Below are 19,321 nucleotides of genomic sequence, written 5' to 3' on the forward strand. Positions count from 1 at the left end.
CATGACCGGGCCAAGGCGCCGGCGGGCGTTTCTTGCGGTTCTTGCTGTCCTGATGGTGCTGCTGGCTTCCTGTGCCCAGATTCCGCGGTCCGGGCCCGTCGGTAAAAGCAAGGACGAAGGTGCGGGCAATCCCAACGCACCAGTCTTCTTTCCTGCGGCCCCGCGTGCGGGATCGAGCCCGGAGACCGTGATCGAGGATTTCTACATGGCCGGCAGCGGGTATGAGGATGACTACCCTGTTGCGCGCCAGTATTTGACCCAGGCACAGTCCGTTACATGGAAACCAGACAAGCGGGCCATTGTTTTCCGTGAAGCACAGGTAGTCAAAGCAGCTGGGGAAAACGAGTACCTCTACGAATTGGACGTTGCCTATTCGGTTGACGCCGATGGCGTGGCCACGCAGTTCCCGCCGGGTACCAAGGAGACCATTCCGCTGACCCTTGAGCAGGTGGAAGGCCAGTGGCGGATTTCGAAGGTGCCCGACGGTACGGCCATACCGGAAGAAACGTTCAAGGTAATTTATGGGGCATTCCCCATCTACTTCTATGACCCCACGTTTACCTATGCCGTGCCCGACTACCGTTGGTTCATCAAGAAGAACACCGTCAAGTCCATGACTTCAGCGGTGCTTGCAGGGCCGGCTCCGTACCTTCGGGGTGCAGTGGTCAGTGCCTTCCCGTCCGGGATGAAACTCGCACGCGAATCCGTGCCTGTGGTGTCCGGGTCTGCGCAGGTCGACCTCTCCGCCAAGGAACTGTTCGATGCATCGGCAGAGGACCGCCAGAGGATGCAGAACCAGTTGGCTCTGACCTTCCGGGACCAGCCTGATGTCATCAACGTCCAGCTTCGCGCCGATCAGGACCTTGTCCGGGTTGAGGACAACGGAACAGTCTTGCCTCCTGTAGTGGACAAGAGCGTTCCGGCCCGTCAGATAGCTGTCAGCAACGGCGATCTGGTGCGGTATGAAAATAACCGGATGACTCCGCTTCCGGACATGCAACCAGTGTCCGGCCTGGGCCCCCACTCGCCGGCTGAATCGCCTGTTTCCCAAACGGCGGCGTTCCTCAACGGGGACAAGACAACCCTGTATGCGATTGAACCCGGTCAGCCGGCACGCCAGTTGACCACCAGGAGCACTCTCACAGGGCCTTCCTTCAGCCCCCACGATTGGGTTTGGACAGCCGGGCCGGGCGCCAACGGAGCGGCCGAAGTGGTGGCTTTCAAACCCACGGGGGTTGCCCCGGGCATGGCCATTCCCAATGTCACCTTGACTCCGGCTTGGTTGTCCGGACGGACCGTCAAGGACTTCAGGGTTTCCCGGGAAGGGACCCGGGCGCTGGTCATTTCCCAGGCAAACGGCAAGTCAACGGTGCAGATTACCGGAATAGTCCGAAATGCCGACGGCGTGCCCAAGGACCTCACTGCGCCCATCACCTTGGTCAGCAGCGGCTCGGTTGACCAGGGTGTCTGGGTTAACAGTTCAACAGTGGCCGTGATGTCTGGATCGGCCAGTGGAACCGTGGTCCCTGAACTGCTTTCGCTGGAGTCGGGCGAACCACAACAGTTGGCTCCGTGGGACGGCTTGACCAGCCTCAGCGCCGGTAATGGCTCGGAGCAGATTTACGGTCAATCCGAGGACGGCGTGTTCCAACGGGTAGGAAACGGCTGGGAACTCCAGCTTAAAGGACCTACGGAGCCCGCTTTCCCCGGCTGACCAGGGAGCAGATAGAGTCCGCGTTGTGCACATAGGGTGGGGCATGCCTTTCCGTCGGGTTTGGTTCCCTGCATGCTTGCTGCCATGACCAGGGCAGAAAAGGAAACCAGGGACGGCTCCTTCGGGCCGCACAGCACTGCCATGGCTACCGCTCTTGACCAGCACGGCTTCCGGGAGCTTCGTGCGGCTACCCGTGCCAGGCAGCCACGGCGGGACCAAGACCCCGACCTCCACCCGGTGGATCCTGTGCAGGCTCGTCGGCGTGCTCCTGACCGACAGCCTCTTGGCCGCTTCCTGGCGGTGCTTCAAGGCACTGCCACTGACCTGCTGGGCCTGCTGGTGCCTGTGGATTGCGTTTGTTGCTCTGCGGAAGACACCGTGTTGTGTGCGGCCTGTGCCAAGCGGGTCCGACAACTCTGCAGCCGGCCGTTCCGCGCAGAACAGGAGTCGCCCGCCCTGGTTGGGTTCGATGGCGCGGCAAGGATGGGAGTTGTTGCCGCTGGGCCCTACCGTGACGAACTGGCCCAGTGCATCCTCTCTTTCAAGCACTTGGGCCAGTGGCGCTTGGCCGGGGTCCTGGCGCATTGTCTTGGCAACGCGGTGCGGCGGGCCATTGGTGATGAATCCGGATTCTTCCTTGTGCCGGTTCCTACAAGTGGCCGGGCCTACCGAAAAAGGGGATTCAGTCCGGTGCATCTCTTGCTTTTCGTCGTGCGGATACGACGCATGCTGCCCCAGTGCACAAGCCTTGACGCTTTGGAAAAGCGAGTTATTTCACCGGCATCCGCGGTCCGAAGGGACTCGCTTCGAGACCTTCTGGAGCGGACCGCCGGCTTTCCGGGCAGGAAGGGGACACGGCACTCCGGTGCAGGCCAGAAGGGACTGGGAAGAGGTGCCCGGGCCAGCAGGGTCCGTGGATCCATGCGGGTAAAAGGCCGATACCTCCAACAAATCAAGGGCAGGAAATGCCTTCTTGTAGACGATGTGCTCACCACCGGCGCGACCCTTGCCGAAGCAGCCCGGGCAGTGGAAGCTGCGGGCGGTGTGGTCTGTGGCGCCGTTGTCCTCGCGGCCACGAGGCCACCAGCCTACGCTTCCAACTCCATAGGGCGCGATCCGGATGAAGTCTTCAAGACTCAATCAAAAAATAAGCGAGCAAAGGATGAATAACGCGTGACGATGAACTAACGTCGGTTGTGGGTACCAAGAATAGATGTACCTGTCGATAGCGGCTCGGAAAGGGGCTCGACTGTCCGTCAGACAAGCCCCCAACAGCGTCGTTGTCGTGTCACCTGAGTTATTTGGAGGGCACCATGGAGTTCATGATCAGCGGACGAAATCTCACAGTTTCCGACCGCTTTCGCGAATACGCCGGCGAGAAAATCTCGAAGATTGAGTCGCTGGGGGATAAGGTCCAGCGAGTCGACGCCAAGGTTTCCAAGGAAACCAACCCGCGGCAGACGCCGGGCCAGCTCACCGTTGAAGTGACAGTCCTGGGCCGGGGCCCCGTCATCCGTGCCGAGGCCACAGCCGACGATAAATTCGCTGCCTTCGATCTGGCATACAACAAGCTTCTTGAGAGGCTTCGGCGCGCGAAGGACCGGAAAAAGGTCCACCACGGCCGCCACACGCCGAAGGCCGTGCGCGAAGCCACTGCAACACTGGAACCAGCCAGCGCGAGCGAACCGCTCTACCTCGAAGCAAGCAATCACCAGGACCCCGCGCCGGCGGCAGACGAGCGTTCTCCCTATGAGATCGAGAACGACATTCCGGCAGGCGACTCGCCCGTCCTGATCCGCCGGAAAGTCTTCCCCGCTGCTTCCCTGACGCTGGATGACGCTGTGGACAACATGGAACTCGTTGGCCACAACTTCTACCTTTTCCTGGATAAGGAAACCAATGCGCCCTCGGTCGTCTACCGCCGTAGTGGTTGGACCTACGGCGTGATCACTCTCGACTCCACCTGTGAACCCGGCGAGGAAGCCGTGGAAGAGAAAATCCACGCCTACCGTTCCGATGACCAGGCGTCCACCGCAAAGTAAGGCATTATTGCCCGTATGAAGGGACTTCCATGACCGCTTCGCTGAGCCTCTCAGAGGCACGGCGGATCGCATTGGCAGCTCAAGGATTGGCAAAAATCCGGCCCGCCGGCCCCGTGACAGCACGGGCGGTGGGCCGGACTTTTGCCCAACTCCAGCTTGTTCAGATCGATTCCGTGAACGTGGTGGCCAGAAGTCACTACCTTCCCTTCTTTTCCCGGTTGGGCGACTACGACCCCGGGATCCTGCACACGATGGCAGGTCGAAAGCCGCGCCGGATGATGGAGTATTGGGCGCACGAGGCGAGCTTTATCCGCCCGGAGCATTTTCAAGACCTTCTGGTGTGGCAAAAGCGGTCGTGGGTGGGAGCCCACCACCTTGAACCGCATGTCCGCCAGGATATGGAAGACCGCGTTCTGGCCGCCCTCAGTGCAGGACGCCCTATGACTGCCTCGGAACTTACGGCTGAACTCGGGCACGAGGAGGCAGCTGACCGTGGCAATTGGGGATGGAACTGGAACATCGTTAAGCGGGTCCTGGAGCACCTGTTTGAACAAGGACGCATCTCGGCCGCGTCGCGGACACCGCAATTCGAGCGTAAGTACACCCTGACCTCCAGGGTTGTTCCTGACATTGCCGCGCCCTCGGGAACTGCCGAGGACTCGCTCGACCGCCTGATGGATGCTGCCGCCCAAGCCCACGGAATCGGCACTGTCCGCTGTTTTTCGGACTACTTCCGGACACCTGTGAAGGCAGGAGCGGAGTCGGTCCGGCGGTTGGTCCAGGCAGGCCGCCTCCTGCCAGTGTCGGTGCGTGGTTGGGACAGGGAAACCTACAAGCACATCACCGCCAGGGTGCCACGCAGGGCTGAAGGCCGTGCATTGCTGAGCCCTTTTGACTCGTTGGTCTTTGAACGGCGGCGACTTGAGGAATTGCATGGTTTCCATTACCGGATAGAGATCTACACTCCCGCGGCCAAGCGTCAATTCGGGTATTACGTACTCCCGTTCCTTCTCAGGGACGGAATCGTGGCACGGGTGGATCTGAAGGCAGACCGCGCAACCGGCCGCCTTCTGGTGCGCTCGGCGTTTGCTGAGCTTGGTGCTCCAGCCGATACCGCCGTCGAACTTGCTGCCGAGCTGGAACTCATGGCGGGCTGGCTCAGGTTGCAGGACGTCGTGGTGTGGCCGGTGGGGGACCTCGCAGGCGATCTCGCCCAAGCCGTGGCTGATCGCGCTGAAGGACGGGGTGGACCCCTTGGCCACCGGCCAGTCCGCTGAGAGGTGAACGCGGCCACGTGGTGCTGGTCTCTCCCGTAGACTGAAACAGCCAGAATTCGGCAGCATGAGACTGGGAGCAATTTCACGTGGCATCACTAATCGAAAAACTTCTCCGCACGGGTGACAAAAAGACACTCAAGCAATTGCGGAACTATGCCGATTCCATCAATGCCCTGGAAGACTCCTTCAAGTCCTTCACGGACGCCGAACTCCGCGAGGAAACCGACCATCTCCGGTCCCGCCACCAAGACGGCGAGACCCTGGAAGCGCTCCTCCCGGAAGCATTCGCCGCTGTACGTGAGGCCTCTTCCCGTACCTTGGGCATGCGCCACTTCGATGTCCAGCTGATGGGCGGCGCTGCACTTCACCTGGGCAACATCGCGGAAATGAAGACCGGTGAAGGCAAGACCCTCGTGGCAACCGCGCCCGCGTATCTGAACGCGCTGGCGGGCAAGGGTGTCCATGTTGTCACGGTCAACGACTACCTCGCCGAATACCAGTCCGAGTTGATGGGCCGCGTTTACAGGTTCCTGGGCCTGACCAGCGGTTGCATCCTGTCCAACCAGGATCCCGCGGTCCGGCGGCAGCAGTACGCTGCGGACATCACTTATGGAACCAACAACGAGTTTGGTTTCGACTACCTGCGCGACAACATGGCCTGGGATGCCAGTGAACTCGTTCAGCGCGGACACAATTTCGCGATCGTCGATGAAGTCGACTCCATCCTGATTGACGAGGCCCGTACTCCGCTCATCATTTCCGGCCCTGCCCAAGGCGACACCAACCGCTGGTACAGCGAGTTCGCAAAAGTCGTTCTCCGCCTGCAACCCGAAGTCGACTACGAGGTCGATGAAAAGAAGCGCACGGTGGGCGTACTCGAAGCCGGTATCGAAAAGGTTGAGGACTACCTCGGAATCCAAAACCTTTACGAATCCGCCAACACCCCCCTGATCGGCTTCCTCAACAACGCCATCAAGGCCAAAGAGCTTTTCAAGCGCGACAAAGACTACGTCATCCTCGACGGCGAGGTCCTCATTGTCGACGAACACACCGGCCGTATCCTCGCCGGGCGTCGCTACAACGAAGGCATGCACCAGGCCATTGAGGCCAAGGAAAATGTCGAGATCAAGGCCGAGAACCAGACGCTCGCCACCGTGACACTGCAGAACTACTTCCGCATGTATTCAAAGCTCGCCGGCATGACCGGCACGGCCGAGACTGAAGCGGCTGAGTTCATGAGCACCTACAAGCTGGGTGTGGTGCCCATCCCCACCAACCGGGACATGCAGCGGATCGACCAGCCGGACCTTGTTTACAAGAACGAGGTCGTAAAGTTCGACGCCGTAGTGCAGGACATCGCCGAGAGGCACGAGAAAGGCCAGCCGGTGCTGGTAGGCACCACCAGCGTGGAAAAGAGCGAGTACCTCTCCAAGCTGTTGGCCAAAGAAGGTATCCGGCACGAGGTGCTGAACGCCAAGAACCATGCACGTGAAGCCTCGATCGTTGCGCAAGCCGGACGAAAAGGCGCCGTTACCGTTGCAACCAACATGGCAGGTCGCGGTACTGACATCATGCTTGGCGGCAACGCGGAATTCACTGCCATTGCAGAGCTGGCGAAGCGTGGACTCGATCCCGAGGAAAACTCGGAGGAGTATGAGGCGGCCTGGCCCGAGGCGCTTTCTGCCGCCAAGCAATCGGTCAAAGATGAGCACGAAGAAGTCCTGGACCTTGGCGGGCTCTACGTTCTGGGAACTGAGCGGCATGAATCCCGCCGGATCGACAACCAGCTGCGCGGCCGTTCAGGACGTCAAGGTGACCCCGGCGAATCCCGTTTCTATCTTTCCCTGACTGATGACCTCATGAGGTTGTTCAATTCGGGTGCGGCCGAACGGCTCATGAACAGCTCCGTGCCCGATGATGTCGCGCTTGAATCGAAGCTGGTCTCCCGTGCCATCGCCTCTGCCCAAGGGCAGGTGGAAGGTCGCAACGCTGAACAGCGCAAGAACGTTCTCAAGTACGACGACGTCCTCAACCGGCAGCGTGAAGCGATCTATGGCGACCGCCGCCGTATCCTTGAGGGCGACGACCTGCACGAGAAGGTCCAGTTCTTCCTTGAAGACACCATCAACGCACTCATCGAGGCAGCCACTGCCGAGGGAACAGGCGACGATTGGGACTTCAACCAGCTGTGGGCCAACTTGAAGACGTTGTACCCGGCCACGGTGACGGCCGAAGAGATCATCGAGGAAGCCGGTGGAAAGTCCCGTGTCACTGCCGATTTCCTGAAGGATGAGATTCTTTCCGACGCCCGACTGGTTTACCAGGCCCGTGAAGAGGCCATTGGCTCCGAGAGCATGCGCGAACTGGAACGACGTGTTGTGTTGTCGGTCCTGGGACGTAAATGGCAGGAACACCTTTACGAGATGGATTACCTGAAGGAAGGTATTGGTCTCCGGGCGATGGCCCAGCGTGATCCCCTGGTGGAGTACCAGCGCGAGGGCTTTGTGATGTTCCAGTCCATGATGGAAGCCATCCGTGAAGAGAGCATCGGATTCCTTTACAACCTTGAGGTGGAAGTAACGCCGGCCGAGGACGTGGTGGTTGCCGACGACACCGCCGCCGGGACGCACACTGAACATCATGAACCGCAGATTCGGGCAGCGGGCCTGCAGGCGCCGGAGAAGCCGGCGCAGTTGCAGTACACCGCGCCGGGTGAAGATGGTGGGACCCAAACCCGCGTCGAGGGCCGCACGTCCGGTCGTTCCGGCAATCCGGCCAAGGCAGCCGGCCAGGAGCAGCGCAAACCTGCCAAGAAGAAGCGTCGCTGATCCTCTGATGTAGTGGCCGCAACTGGCATTGCTGGTGGCATGCCATGAAAGGGCTGGTCAAAGAATAGGGCGGGCCCCGGACTTAGCGTCCGGGGCCTGCTTTTTTGTTGTCCGCGGATGGCTGCTCCGGGGTCAACCGATTTCCAAAGCCGTAACCCGCCACACTCCATCCAACCGTTCCAGTCTCATGGCCACAGCGCGGCATCTTTGTTCTTCGGCAACAACAATGCTTGCCTCGCAGATGTCCTCGGTGATTGAGCAGGCTCGAACAGAGCGGACCATAGGGCTCCGGTGGGGATGAAGGTTTCCCCGGACCCTGGCGGCGTGCTTCCGGGTGAGGGCAGCCCTGTGCTGCAGGGATAGATAGCAGTCAGGATCAAGGGAACGTGAGAGCTGGGTCAGGGCGCGGGTACCTGCCAGAACCTCCAACGCTGCCTGCGCGATACTGCGTGCAACCAGCCGAACGTCAATGTCCGAACTGTTCGAACCGTAACCGGGAGATGGTCGTTGGGAGTTCTGGCGGTCCGTGGGCCGGCTCGCGGTCGCAACGGTCATGGTCATACCTCAGGCATTCACTACATGAACCCGGGCGTGGGGACGCCCTGTTCTGGTGGCTTCTGCTGGGATGACGCTTGTGTTGCTTGTGGGGGACCCCTGAGCGGGTCACGTTTTTAGTAGTCGTTTACCGGATTGTCAGCCCGGCAAGGGCGGCCGCAGGACCTGGCCCGGGACCAACACTGAAGGATCCTCGCCAATGACCGAACGGTTGGCGGCGTGCCACTTGGGCCACAACAGCGCGACCTCGACATCGGTTGAAAGGGGACCCAGCCGTGACGCTGCAATAGACCAAAGAGTGTCTCCTGACTTCACGACGACACCGGATTCTTCTGGAGGGATCCCTTGTCTCATCGGCGACCGGCTGAGAAGTCCGGGATCGGCGAGGGGAGGCTGGGGCTTCCACCGTGGATCAAGGGAGTTTGCCTTGGCGATGGACCCGGTTTTCTGCAAATCGGGAGCGGACCCCGCAGCGGGCTTGGGAGTCCAGGCAGGGTGCGGAGAGGTTCGGCTGTTGACAGCTGTGGGTCCCCAGCCGGGCTCGGGTAGGGGAGCGGACGCCTGGGCCATAGTGGCACCCAGGAGATTCAAGCTCAGGACCGCTGCGGCAATCCGCAGCATAAAAGCAGGGCTGAACTTTGCCAGGGCATTGGCGCTGGCCTTCTTTCCCCTACGGTGCAAAAGCGATGCGAAGAATGCGAGCACAAATGAGAGAATCCACCACGCCACCAGTGCTGCACCAGCACCGTTCGCGATGAAACCGATCAGGTCCTCAATGGAGATGACTTGGTTGTGGTGATCCGCTGACCGCCATTGATCCAAGAGCATGGTGCCCACGTAGAAAAGCAGCAGCCCAAGTCCCAGGATTGTCCCGGCGAGGCAGGCGTCGCTGCGTACTGTTCTTGCCACTCAAAGCCCCCAAGCTCCGTTTGATGCAGTTTGATGCATTTTGACATCGTTAGGCCTATTCTGAACACGTTGCAGCCGTTCTGTCCAATCCGGATCGCCGGATAACGCCATATTCGCTCCGTCTTCATGTTGCAGCCTAGTCTGACTACATGAGATGGGACTCTCTCTTTGACGATCTGGACGCACAATTTTCTGCCGGGCACGCCCTTTCGGCGGAGTCCGAGATCACTGAGCGGTCCAGGGTGGAGCTTGCCGGGATCGAATTGGGTGATCGGCTCCGTGGTGCAGCTGGCTCAGTGATTACACTGCTTCTCGCCGACGACACCGTCCTGGAAGGGGTGGTGAGGCGTGTGGGCGGTGACTGGCTGGTTGTGGCTGAGGGGTCCAAGCAATGGTTGGTGCCATTCGCTGCAGTTCTGACATTCCGGGGCCTGGGGAGATTGGCCTTGAAACCCGCCTCGACGATTCTTGGGTTACCCGGGATCGCATCCGTCCTCAGGGCGCTGGCCATGGACCGGTCCGAGCTGGTACTTCACTTGGTCGCACCAGCCGGAACTGCCGTGAAGATCAGGGGTGTCATAGACAGGGTGGGCCGGGACCACCTTGATATTGCCGTTGTCCGGGACGGTGAAGCGCGGCGGGCGGGAAACGTGGCCTCGGTCATGACTGTCCCGTTCGGCGCTGTTGCAGCTCTGTGCTCATACCCCGGCTGGTAACTACCGTCGCGGATACGCCTAGGGCTGGCCGGCCTTGGCTCTTGCCTCCTGGATCATGCGGCTTGCTTCGGCATAGCGGTCCTGGATGTATTTTTCCAGCATCGTCTCCTCAATGCGCCACTGACCCCGCCCTCCTACTTGGATGGCTTTCAATTCGCCGCTGCGCACCAGGGCATAGGCCTGTGGGGAATTGATTTGAAGTTGTTCGGCGACATCCGCCAGAGTCAGGAATCGGGGCATGGCACCATTTTGCCACCGTTGGACTGCTTTTGGTGCGTTTATCCACAGTTATGGCTACTTTGTGGTCAGTGGCTTTTGCCTCGTGGGAACGGCCGGTAAGAATGAGGGAGCGGGTCCATTGACCTGCCATAAGCTCACCGGGGGTAGCAGGACATGGGTCAAGGGGCAGTGGTCGCTGCAGCAAGATTGAAGAAGCCGTCGTGGAAGGATCCCCGGCTGCTGATCGGCATCCTATTGGTACTCGTCTCCGTTGCCGGCGTCATCGCCCTGGTTGGCTCGGCAGACAGAACGACGCAGGTCTACACGGCGCGCGAAGAAATCGCAGTTGGCCAAGCGGTCACCATGGCGGACCTCTCGATTGCCAATGTGCGCCTGGACGATCTTGAGTCCGGGTACGTCACCGTAGAGGGCGGCTGGGCCGACGGCCGGGTAGCTCTGCAACGGGTCGCGAAGAACCAGCTTCTCGCCAAGGAAAGCCTGGGGCAGGCCGATGCGCTGAACCGGAAGCCTGTCGCTGTTTCCGTCGAAGGGGAACTGCCTGTTCAGGTCGTTGGAGGTGCGCGGGTCGACGTCTGGGTTGCGTTGCCCGGTTCAAGCAGTGCGTTTGATGAGCCGCATTTGCTGCTGCCCAGCGCCGAAATTGCGCAGGTGGTGTCTGGACCCGTTGGTTTGGGAGCATCCAAAACCACCCAGATCCTTGTCCTCGTGACGGATGAGCAGATGCCCAAGCTGTTGGGTGCACAAGCGAATAAGGCCAGCATTTCAGTGGTGTGGAATCCGGCGGGACTGAACCCATGAGCATTCCCGTGGTTACTGTAGGTCCCGCGCAAGAGGCAGTAGTAGGCGGGCTGGAGGGCCTGCATGGGCCGGTGACGGTGGTCAGGCGCTGTTCGGAGCTTGCCGAGCTTATGGCAGCCTGCCAGAGCGGTCTTGCCATGGCAGCCGTTGTCGCGGAGGGCTGTGACGAACTAACCACTACCTTGGTGGATCGGCTCGGGGCAGTCGGGGTCTCGGTCGTGGCGCTCACGGATGACCCGGTCGAGGCCGGGCGGCTGCACTCCATTGGAGTTGTTGTGGCCGCTTCAGGCATAGCACCCTCCGTGCTCGCGGCAAGAATATCCGAGGCGGTAGGGGGCGGTCACGCACGGGCCCTGCTCGGCTCGGGCCAGGACTCAGGTTTCGCCGATGTCGGAGGTGGTCCGTTATCGGTACCAACTCCTGAAGTTGAACAGGACCCGCAGGAGGGTTCGGGCCAGGTGCTTGCCGTGTGGGGGCCCATTGGGTCCCCCGGCAGGACGCTGCTGGCGGTCAACATCGCTGCCGAGTTGGCGGCGGAAGGAAAATCCGTCGTCCTCGTCGATGCCGACAGCTATGGCGCCAGCGTGTCTGCTGTCCTGGGGCTGTTGGACGAAGCCGCGGGTCTCGCCCAGGCCTGCAGGCTTGCTGACCAGGGGATCCTTGACGCGGAAGCGCTGAAGGCCGCGGCGGTTCCAGTATTCACGAAAGAATTCTCCTTCCGGGTGCTGACGGGGACCACGCGTGCGGACCGATGGACAGAGCTGAGGGCTGCTGCGATGTCCCGCGTCCTTGAACGGGCCAAGGAAGTCTCGGATGTCGTGGTGGTAGACACCGGATTTTGTCTCGAATCGGATGAGGAACTGAGCTTCGACACCATGGCTCCACGCAGGAACGCGGCAACTTTGCGGAGCCTGGAAATGGCTGATGTGGTTTTCGCTGTGGGAGCGGCAGACGCCATCGGAGTACCGCGGCTGGTCCGTGGCCTGGCCGAAATGCAGGCAGCTGTTCCGGACGCATCGGTGCGGGTGGTCCTTAATAAGGTCAAAAAGTCGGCCGTGGGTTATGCGCCAAGGCAGCAATTGGCGGAGGCGTGGGAAAGGTTTGGGCCGGGGTTGGGAATCGACGCCTACCTGCCGGCGGACCCGATAGCTTGTGATGCAGCCTTGCTCTCAGGGTCCGTTCTCTTGGAATGCGCACCCGAATCGGCACTTCGACTTGCCATTGCCAACCTTGTCTGTGCGCCTGTCCAGCAAAAGGCGAATTCCTTTGGCCGAAATACCAGAGCCGCCCGCCCACATAAGCGCTAGGCTCAAAATGTGGGCTGCAGAGTCGCAGCAATCAACATGTGATGGAGGCGTTTGTAGATGTCGTCAGGATCCAGCGTGGAGGATCGGTCCGAAGCAGCAGTTGTCCGTGAAGGTTTCTTCGGTGACTACTATGAACACCTCGCAGAGGAGGACGCACGCGCCTATTCGGCTGAGCTGCTGATCTCGCGGGCGACAAATCACAAGAAAGTCGCCCAGTCGCGGATGCCGGGCAACGCCGTCGTCGAAATTTCCGGTGAAGCTGACCGAGGTGTCGTGTATATCGTCACCGACGACATGCCTTTCCTCGTGGACTCAGTGAACGCAGAACTCGTTCGTCAAAACTGCGCGATCCGACTTGTCATGCACCCATTGTTCGTAGTCACCCGCGACCGTGTTTCCGGGGAGCTCCGGAACATCTCCCGGGTCCCGTCCAACGTCGGTATTTCCAGTGGCGACACCGCTGCACTTCCAAGCGTGGCCCATCTTTTGGGTGACGGCGACAACTCCTCGCACATGGAATCCTGGATTGCCGTTGAGATTGACCGTGTCAGCGACGACGCCCGTGCAGCATTGGTCGAAGGACTCCAGCGCGTTCTGGGCGATGTCCGTGCAGCGGTCGAAGACTGGCCAAAGATGCGCAGTAAGGCACTGGAGCTGGCCGAAGCTCTTGGGGGCATCTCACACCCTGAGCAGATCGCCGAACTTCGCCAAGCGCAGGATCTCCTGCGCTGGCTCGACAACGGCAACTTCACTTTCCTCGGATACCGAGAGTACGACCTCGTGGACCAGGATGGCGAGGACGTTCTGCAACTCCGTGAAGACAGCGGCCTTGGGCTCCTGCGCGCCGGGGACGCCACGCGCCAGGTTCAACACCTCACAGACGCCGGACGAAAACGCGCCAGGGAAAAGCGTGCCTTGGTCATTACCAAAGCCAATTCCCGGTCGACTGTCCACCGGCCCGCCTACCTTGACTACATCGGAGTCAAGAGCTTCGACGCCCAGGGCAACGTCAATGGGGAACGGCGTTTCATCGGCCTGTTCGCAACAAGCGCCTACACCGGTTCCGTGCGCAACATCCCGATTGTCCGGGACAAGGTGGATGCTGTTCTGCGCAACGCCGGGTTCCCGATCGACTCCCATTCGGGCAAGGACCTCCTGGGCATCCTTGAGACCTACCCGCGCGATGAACTGTTCCAGATCGAGATACCGGACCTGGCGGCAACCGCTACTGGAATCCAGCGGTTGCAGGAACGACGCCGAACCAAGCTGTTCCTTCGCCCGGACATCTACGGCCGCTTCATGTCGGCCGTGGTGTACCTGCCCCGGGACCGTTACACCACCAGCGTTCGCCTTCGGATCGAACAGGAACTCCGGGAAACCTTCCAAGCCGAGAGCATCGATTACGAGGCCCGGATCACTGAGTCTGCCCTGGCCCGGGTCTTTTTCAGGATCCGGCTGCCGCGCACCGCTGAGCTGGCCGAAGTCAACGTTGCCGAGCTGGAACACCGGCTCATGAGGGCATCCCGTTCCTGGAGTGAAGGTATCACCGAGGTCCTCCGCGAGCACCGGTCGGCAGAGAGCGCCGACGTCCTGTCCGCGCTGTGGGCAGAGGCATTTCCCGCAGGCTACCGCGTGGACTACGAAGTTGAAGACGCCCTGGAGGACATCGAGCGCTTCGAAAAGTACGGAGCCGAGGCTGAAAGGGCGGGGGAGGCACCGAAGCAGGTCAAACCCGGGGTACACGTGTACCTGCCTGAAGGTGCCGGCGAAGCTTTGGAGGAGGACGCCCGCGTCAAGCTCTATCTCATGGAGCCTAAGAGCCTGAGCCAGATCCTTCCCTACTTCCACAACCTCGGCCTTGAAGTTTTGGATGAACGTCCCTTCGAGATCGAAACCTCCGATCACCGTGACTTCTTCCTTTACGACCTCGGACTTAAGTACCCTGCCGGCGTCGACCCCCTTGCTACGGGGGAACTCTTGAGCGATTCCTTCGGTGCCGCCGTGACGGGATCCGTAGAGTCGGACAACTTCGACCGGCTGGTTCTGCGTGAAGGAATGCATTGGCGTCAGGTAGTGGTCCTCCGCGCCTACGCCAAGTACATGCGGCAAATGGGGAACACCAACTCCTTCGGTTTCATCGCCGACACGCTCTTGGGCAACCCCGATGTAGCCCGTGGCCTGAACGCGCTCTTCTCCGCACGGTTCGACCCCGCGGTACCTGAAGAACTTCGGTCCGAACGCCAGGAAGCGGCACGGCTGGCCTTGGCCGAATCCATCGAGCAGGTGGCAACGTTGGACGCTGACCGTGTCCTGCGTACTTTCGTGAACCTCATTGAGTCCACCCTTCGGACCAATTACTTCCAGAACAAGGAATACCTCAGCTTCAAGCTGGACCCGACGTCGATTGACGGGCTGCCTTTCCCGCGCCCCATGTATGAGATCTGGGTTTACTCACCCCGGGTTGAAGGCGTGCATCTGCGTTTCGGCAAGGTCGCCCGCGGTGGTCTCCGCTGGTCCGACCGCCGCGAAGACTTCCGCACCGAAATCCTTGGCCTGGTGAAAGCCCAGACCGTCAAGAACGCCGTGATCGTTCCGACGGGTGCCAAGGGAGGTTTCTTCGCAAAGAAGTTGCCCAACCCGGCGATCGACCGGGCAGCCTGGATGGCGGAAGGAATCGAAAGCTACAAGACCTTCATCCGGGGCCTGTTGGACATCACTGACAACCTTGTGACCTCAGCGGACGGCGAAAGGCTCGTCCCGCCGTCGGACGTTGTTCGCCACGACGGCGACGACTCCTACCTTGTGGTGGCAGCTGACAAGGGAACTGCGACGTTCTCCGACACCGCAAATGGACTCGCAGCCGAGTATGGGTTCTGGCTAGGAGATGCCTTTGCCTCGGGCGGCTCGGTGGGCTACGACCACAAAGCCATGGGAATTACAGCCCGCGGAGCATGGGAATCAGTCAAGCGGCACTTCAGTGAACTCGATCTGGATACACAGACCGAGGAATTCACGGTGGTCGGTGTTGGCGATATGTCCGGTGACGTCTTCGGCAACGGAATGTTGCTGTCCCGTCACATCAGGCTGCTGGCCGCCTTCGACCACCGCCACATCTTCCTTGATCCCACACCGGATGCCGCAGCATCATTCAAGGAACGTCAGCGGCTGTTCGAACTGCCCCGGTCTTCCTGGGATGACTACGACCGTTCACTCATCAGTGAAGGTGGGGGCGTCTACCCGCGCCAGGCCAAGACCATACCGGTTTCCGACCAAGTGCGTAAGGCGCTGGGCCTTCCCGACGGCACCACACAGCTGAGCCCGCCTGAACTCCTTCGCGCGATTTTGCTGGCTCCGGCGGATCTCCTCTACAACGGCGGCATCGGAACCTACGTCAAGGCAAGCACAGAAACACATGCGGCCGTAGGGGACAAAGCCAACGACGCCATTCGCGTGGACGGGCGTGATCTGCGGGTCAAGGTTGTGGGAGAAGGTGGAAACCTCGGCTTGACGCAGCGTGGGCGCATCGAAGCTGCCCTGCAAGGGGTCATCCTCAACACTGATGCAATCGACAACTCGGCCGGTGTGGACTGCTCCGACCATGAAGTGAACATCAAGATCTTCGTGGACCGCATGGTCGCTGCCGGCAAGCTTGAGGCAGCAGAGCGGGCCGGGTTCCTGGCAGACATGACGGATGAGGTGGGACGACTCGTCCTCCAGGACAACATCGACCAAAATATCCTGTTGTTGAATGACCGGACGCGGGTTGCCGAGTGGAGTCCCAGCTATGAGCGGCTGATGGATTGGTTGGAGAAGTCCGCCGATCTCAAGCGTGATCTCGAAGCTCTGCCCACCACAGAGACGCTTCGTGCAAGGCTGGAACAGGGTCAGGGCCTGACATCGCCTGAACTGGCAGTCCTGGCGGCTTACGCCAAGATCGAACTCGGCGCGGCACTGCGTGAGAGCAACCTTGCCGACGACCCTTGGTTTGCGGAGACCATCCGGAACTACTTCCCCAAGCAGTTGCGCGAGAAGTTCGACGCCGAACTGGACACCCACCCGCTGCGCCGCGAAATCATCGCAACCGTAGTGGCCAACGACATCATCAACCTTGGCGGCATTACCTTTGCCTTCCGCGCCATTGAAGAAACATCGGCCAATGAGGTCGCAGTTGCCAAGGCATTTGTTGCCCTGCGCGAAATTTACGATCTCGATCCCATGGTGGCGGAGTTGAATGCACTGCCCGCTTCGTTCCCGACTGAGCACTGGAGCGAAGTCCACCTGGATATCCGCCGGCTGCTCGACAGGGCCGTTCGATGGATCCTTGGGCAAGGAATGGCATCGCAGCCGATTTCCGAGGTTGTGGAATCGTTCAAGCCGATGCTGGCTCCTTTGCGGGCCAAATTGCTGGACTACCTCCGCGGCGAAGACAAGACACGCATCTCGGGTTGGCTTGAGAAAGCACGCAGTTGGGATTTGCCCGAACACCTTGCCCACAGGTGGGCTGAGCTGTTCGAAAGTTACGCGCTGTTGGATATTGCCAGGATCGCCCAGACCGGCGGTGGCAGCGTCGAAGCCGTCGCACACGTCTATTACACGGTGTTCAACCGCTTCCACGTCGATTCGTTGCTGGAACGGATCAGTTCACTGCCGCGTGATGACCGCTGGCAGGCCCTGGCCAGGGCTGCCCTTCGCGACGACCTTTATTCAACTGTCGCGGATATGACGACGTCGGTGCTTGAGTCTACGGAGTCAGGCGCCTCCGCTGAAGATCGCCTGAAGGCCTGGGAAGGGCAGAATGCCGAGCAACTCGGCCGTGCCAAGACCATGTTTGACGAGGTCAACGCGCTCGAAGCCGACGACATGGCTTCACTGTCGGTAGCATTAAGGCTCTTGAGGTCAATCGTTCGACGCTAGGGGCAATCCCGGCGTCGCAAATGGAGGTGCAGTGGCAATCTTTACAGACCCCATCAGGGAACACGCTGATTTCGGGCCTGGGGATGCCGAATGGCTGCACCTCCTCGTCGGTGACTGGCAGATGGTCGCCGACCTGGCATTCGCGGACCTTGCTTTGTGGTTCCCGCACCCGGAGTTCGGTTATATAGCCCTCGCCCACGTCCGTCCGTCGACATCCCATACGGTGTTTCATGCGGACTTCGTGGGTGAGGGCATCCGTTCCGATCTCCGCCCGCTGGTGGACAAGGCATGGAACAGCCGCTCGATCGAACGCTCCAGCGAAACAAGCTGGAGCAGCGAGATGGCCCTGCGTGTTGAAGCTGTTCCCATGGTGCGCAATGGCAGGACGCTGGCCGTCGTGACATCTCACATGGATTTGTCCAGCTCACGCATGCCCTCGAGGCTGGAACTGACGTACCGTCAGTGTGCCTATGATCTCCTCCGCATGGGCACGCTGGGACTCTGGCCGGACTTCGCATCTCCCACAGGATCACGCCGTGGCGCACCACGCGTGGGGGACGGGCTCATCAGACTGGACGCCGAGGGGATTGTTCAGTACGCGAGCCCCAACGGTGTATCGGCTTTCAGGCGACTCGGCGAAGTTGAGTCGCTTGAGGGACGGTCACTGGCCGAAGTCACTGCCGGGCTCCTTAAGGACCGCCGGATGGTGGACGAGACACTGCCACTGGTTGTCACCGGACGCATGCCTTGGCGGAGCGAGATTGAGTCCCGCGGCGTCAGCCTTTCCCTGCGTGCCATTCCCTTGCGCGATGAACAACACCGTTTCGGTGCCTTGGTCCTGTGCCGGGACGTCTCTGAACTGCGGCGCAGGGAAATGGAGCTCGTCACCAAGGATGCCACCATCCGCGAGATCCATCACCGGGTAAAGAACAATCTTCAAACTGTTGCGGCCCTCCTGCGCATGCAATCGCGCCGCATGGTCAGCGACGAAGCGAAGCAGGGCCTGGAACAAGCGATGCGGCGTGTGGCCACCATTGCCCTCGTCCATGAAACCCTTTCCCAGGGGTTGACGCAGAGTGTTGATTTTGATGAGTTGATAGGTCGGCAGTTCCGGCTCTCAGCCGAGGTCGCATCGCCATCCCAGCAGGTGCGAACCGAACGCTCCGGGTTGTTCGGTGAACTGCCCAGCGATTTCGCCACACCATTGGCCCTGGTCATTAACGAACTGGTAACCAATGCCGTGGAGCATGGCCTTGAGGGGCGCACAGGGACCGTATGGCTCCTGGCTGACCGGGCCGACGGAGACGGAAATGATGAATTCCTGACCGTGACCATTGCCGATGACGGTGTTGGCTTGCCGGATGGTCAGTACACCGAGGGCCTGGGTTTGCAGATTGTCCGCACGCTGGTGACAAGCGAGCTCGGTGGATCCATCCAATGGAGCCCGCGCGATGGGGGCGGGACCGCCGTCGAAATCGTATTGAACCTGGCCCGAGCCTGACTTTTGACTGTGATTGGCCACGAAACATGGGGGAGCGCACACAGGGCCAAGGTTTAACTAAAGAACCTTGCCCACCAATAATGGAGGGCGCACGCAACGCCGAGGTTTAACAAAAGAAGGCCGCGGACCAAATGGTCCGCGGCCTTCTTTAGTATTTGGGTCTAGGAAGCGCGACGAGCGCGGGCAGCGCGACGCTTCAGAGCGCGACGCTCATCTTCACTCATCCCGCCCCAAACGCCGGCGTCTTGTCCGGACTCCAACGCCCACTGCAGGCAGGTGTCCACTACGGGGCAGCGGCGGCAGACGCTCTTGGCTTCCTCGATTTGCAGAAGTGCTGGTCCGGTGTTGCCGACTGGGAAGAAGAGCTCCGGGTCCTTGTCGAGGCAGGCTGCGCGGTTACGCCAATCCATGCTGATCAGTCACTCCATTCGTGAGAACTAGATAGGCCTTTTGTGAAAACATTCACGAGAGGCTCCAAAGGAAAGGGGCCCGCATGGGCCCCCTTGGTCGTCTGAGTCAA

The 19,321-nt window shown here is 60.6% G+C and carries 14 protein-coding genes; 10 read left to right on the plus strand and 4 right to left on the minus strand.

Annotated elements, in window-relative coordinates; all coding sequences use genetic code 11:
* Window position 1 precedes the first annotated feature (1 nt).
* From BLQ01_RS03300 to secA, 5 genes are all read left to right on the plus strand, one after another.
* The gene (locus BLQ01_RS03300) at window positions 2–1,714 is read left to right on the plus strand and encodes an LpqB family beta-propeller domain-containing protein (protein WP_026540049.1); all 1,713 of its coding nucleotides are present in this window, start codon (window positions 2–4) and stop codon (window positions 1,712–1,714) included.
* Window positions 1,715–1,798: 84 nt separating this feature from the next.
* Window positions 1,799–2,884 (plus strand): ComF family protein, encoded by a 1,086-nt coding sequence (locus BLQ01_RS03305; RefSeq protein WP_081733248.1) that lies wholly within the window; start codon window positions 1,799–1,801, stop codon window positions 2,882–2,884.
* Window positions 2,885–3,027: 143 nt separating this feature from the next.
* The gene (gene raiA, locus BLQ01_RS03310) at window positions 3,028–3,756 is read left to right on the plus strand and encodes a ribosome hibernation-promoting factor, HPF/YfiA family (protein ID WP_026540050.1); all 729 of its coding nucleotides are present in this window, start codon (window positions 3,028–3,030) and stop codon (window positions 3,754–3,756) included.
* A 29-nt stretch (window positions 3,757–3,785) separates the two neighbouring features.
* Window positions 3,786–5,033: a winged helix-turn-helix domain-containing protein gene (locus BLQ01_RS03315; protein ID WP_091550115.1), complete on the plus strand. Its 1,248-nt coding sequence runs from the start codon at window positions 3,786–3,788 to the stop codon at window positions 5,031–5,033.
* Window positions 5,034–5,119: 86 nt separating this feature from the next.
* Window positions 5,120–7,861: a preprotein translocase subunit SecA gene (gene secA / locus BLQ01_RS03320; RefSeq protein WP_026540051.1), complete on the plus strand. Its 2,742-nt coding sequence runs from the start codon at window positions 5,120–5,122 to the stop codon at window positions 7,859–7,861.
* A gap of 132 nt (window positions 7,862–7,993) precedes the next feature.
* Here the strand turns inward: secA and BLQ01_RS03325 are convergent, their stop codons facing one another.
* Window positions 7,994–8,416 carry an Rv3235 family protein gene (locus BLQ01_RS03325; protein ID WP_223943356.1) on the minus strand — a complete coding sequence of 141 codons (423 nt, stop codon included), beginning with the start codon at window positions 8,414–8,416 and terminating at the stop codon, window positions 7,994–7,996.
* A gap of 138 nt (window positions 8,417–8,554) precedes the next feature.
* Window positions 8,555–9,325: a LysM peptidoglycan-binding domain-containing protein gene (locus tag BLQ01_RS03330; protein WP_026546155.1), complete on the minus strand. Its 771-nt coding sequence runs from the start codon at window positions 9,323–9,325 to the stop codon at window positions 8,555–8,557.
* Between the two features lie 149 nt (window positions 9,326–9,474).
* On the opposite strand from BLQ01_RS03330, the gene BLQ01_RS03335 reads away from it, so the two are divergent.
* Window positions 9,475–10,041 (plus strand): hypothetical protein, encoded by a 567-nt coding sequence (locus BLQ01_RS03335; protein ID WP_026546154.1) that lies wholly within the window; start codon window positions 9,475–9,477, stop codon window positions 10,039–10,041.
* An 18-nt stretch (window positions 10,042–10,059) separates the two neighbouring features.
* Here the strand turns inward: BLQ01_RS03335 and BLQ01_RS03340 are convergent, their stop codons facing one another.
* A complete protein-coding gene (locus tag BLQ01_RS03340) occupies window positions 10,060–10,281 on the minus strand; it encodes a helix-turn-helix domain-containing protein (RefSeq protein WP_026540055.1) in 222 nt (73 codons plus the stop codon).
* 153 nt (window positions 10,282–10,434) lie between these two features.
* On the opposite strand from BLQ01_RS03340, the gene BLQ01_RS03345 reads away from it, so the two are divergent.
* From BLQ01_RS03345 to BLQ01_RS03360, 4 genes are read left to right on the plus strand one after another with little or no spacing between them, the layout of a single operon-like run.
* A complete protein-coding gene (locus BLQ01_RS03345; protein ID WP_026540056.1) occupies window positions 10,435–11,079 on the plus strand; it encodes a flagella basal body P-ring formation protein FlgA in 645 nt (214 codons plus the stop codon).
* The gene (locus tag BLQ01_RS03350; RefSeq protein WP_091550117.1) at window positions 11,076–12,386 is read left to right on the plus strand and encodes a CpaE/TadZ family protein; all 1,311 of its coding nucleotides are present in this window, start codon (window positions 11,076–11,078) and stop codon (window positions 12,384–12,386) included. The genes BLQ01_RS03345 and BLQ01_RS03350 overlap by 4 nt, the downstream gene beginning before the upstream one ends.
* 57 nt (window positions 12,387–12,443) lie before the next feature.
* On the plus strand, window positions 12,444–17,300 hold the full coding sequence (locus BLQ01_RS03355) for an NAD-glutamate dehydrogenase (protein ID WP_091550118.1): 4,857 nt from the start codon (window positions 12,444–12,446) through the stop codon (window positions 17,298–17,300).
* Between the two features lie 31 nt (window positions 17,301–17,331).
* Window positions 17,332–18,801, plus strand: coding sequence for a sensor histidine kinase (locus tag BLQ01_RS03360; RefSeq protein WP_026540059.1), 1,470 nt, complete (start codon window positions 17,332–17,334; stop codon window positions 18,799–18,801).
* A 161-nt stretch (window positions 18,802–18,962) separates the two neighbouring features.
* Here BLQ01_RS03360 and BLQ01_RS03365 read toward each other — a convergent pair whose 3' ends face one another.
* On the minus strand, window positions 18,963–19,211 hold the full coding sequence (locus tag BLQ01_RS03365) for a WhiB family transcriptional regulator (RefSeq protein WP_003804966.1): 249 nt from the start codon (window positions 19,209–19,211) through the stop codon (window positions 18,963–18,965).
* Window positions 19,212–19,321 lie beyond the last annotated feature (110 nt).

It is taken from the genome of Arthrobacter sp. UNCCL28 (genome assembly GCF_900102805.1).
Taxonomy (GTDB): Bacteria; Actinomycetota; Actinomycetes; order Actinomycetales; family Micrococcaceae; genus Arthrobacter; species Arthrobacter nicotinovorans_A.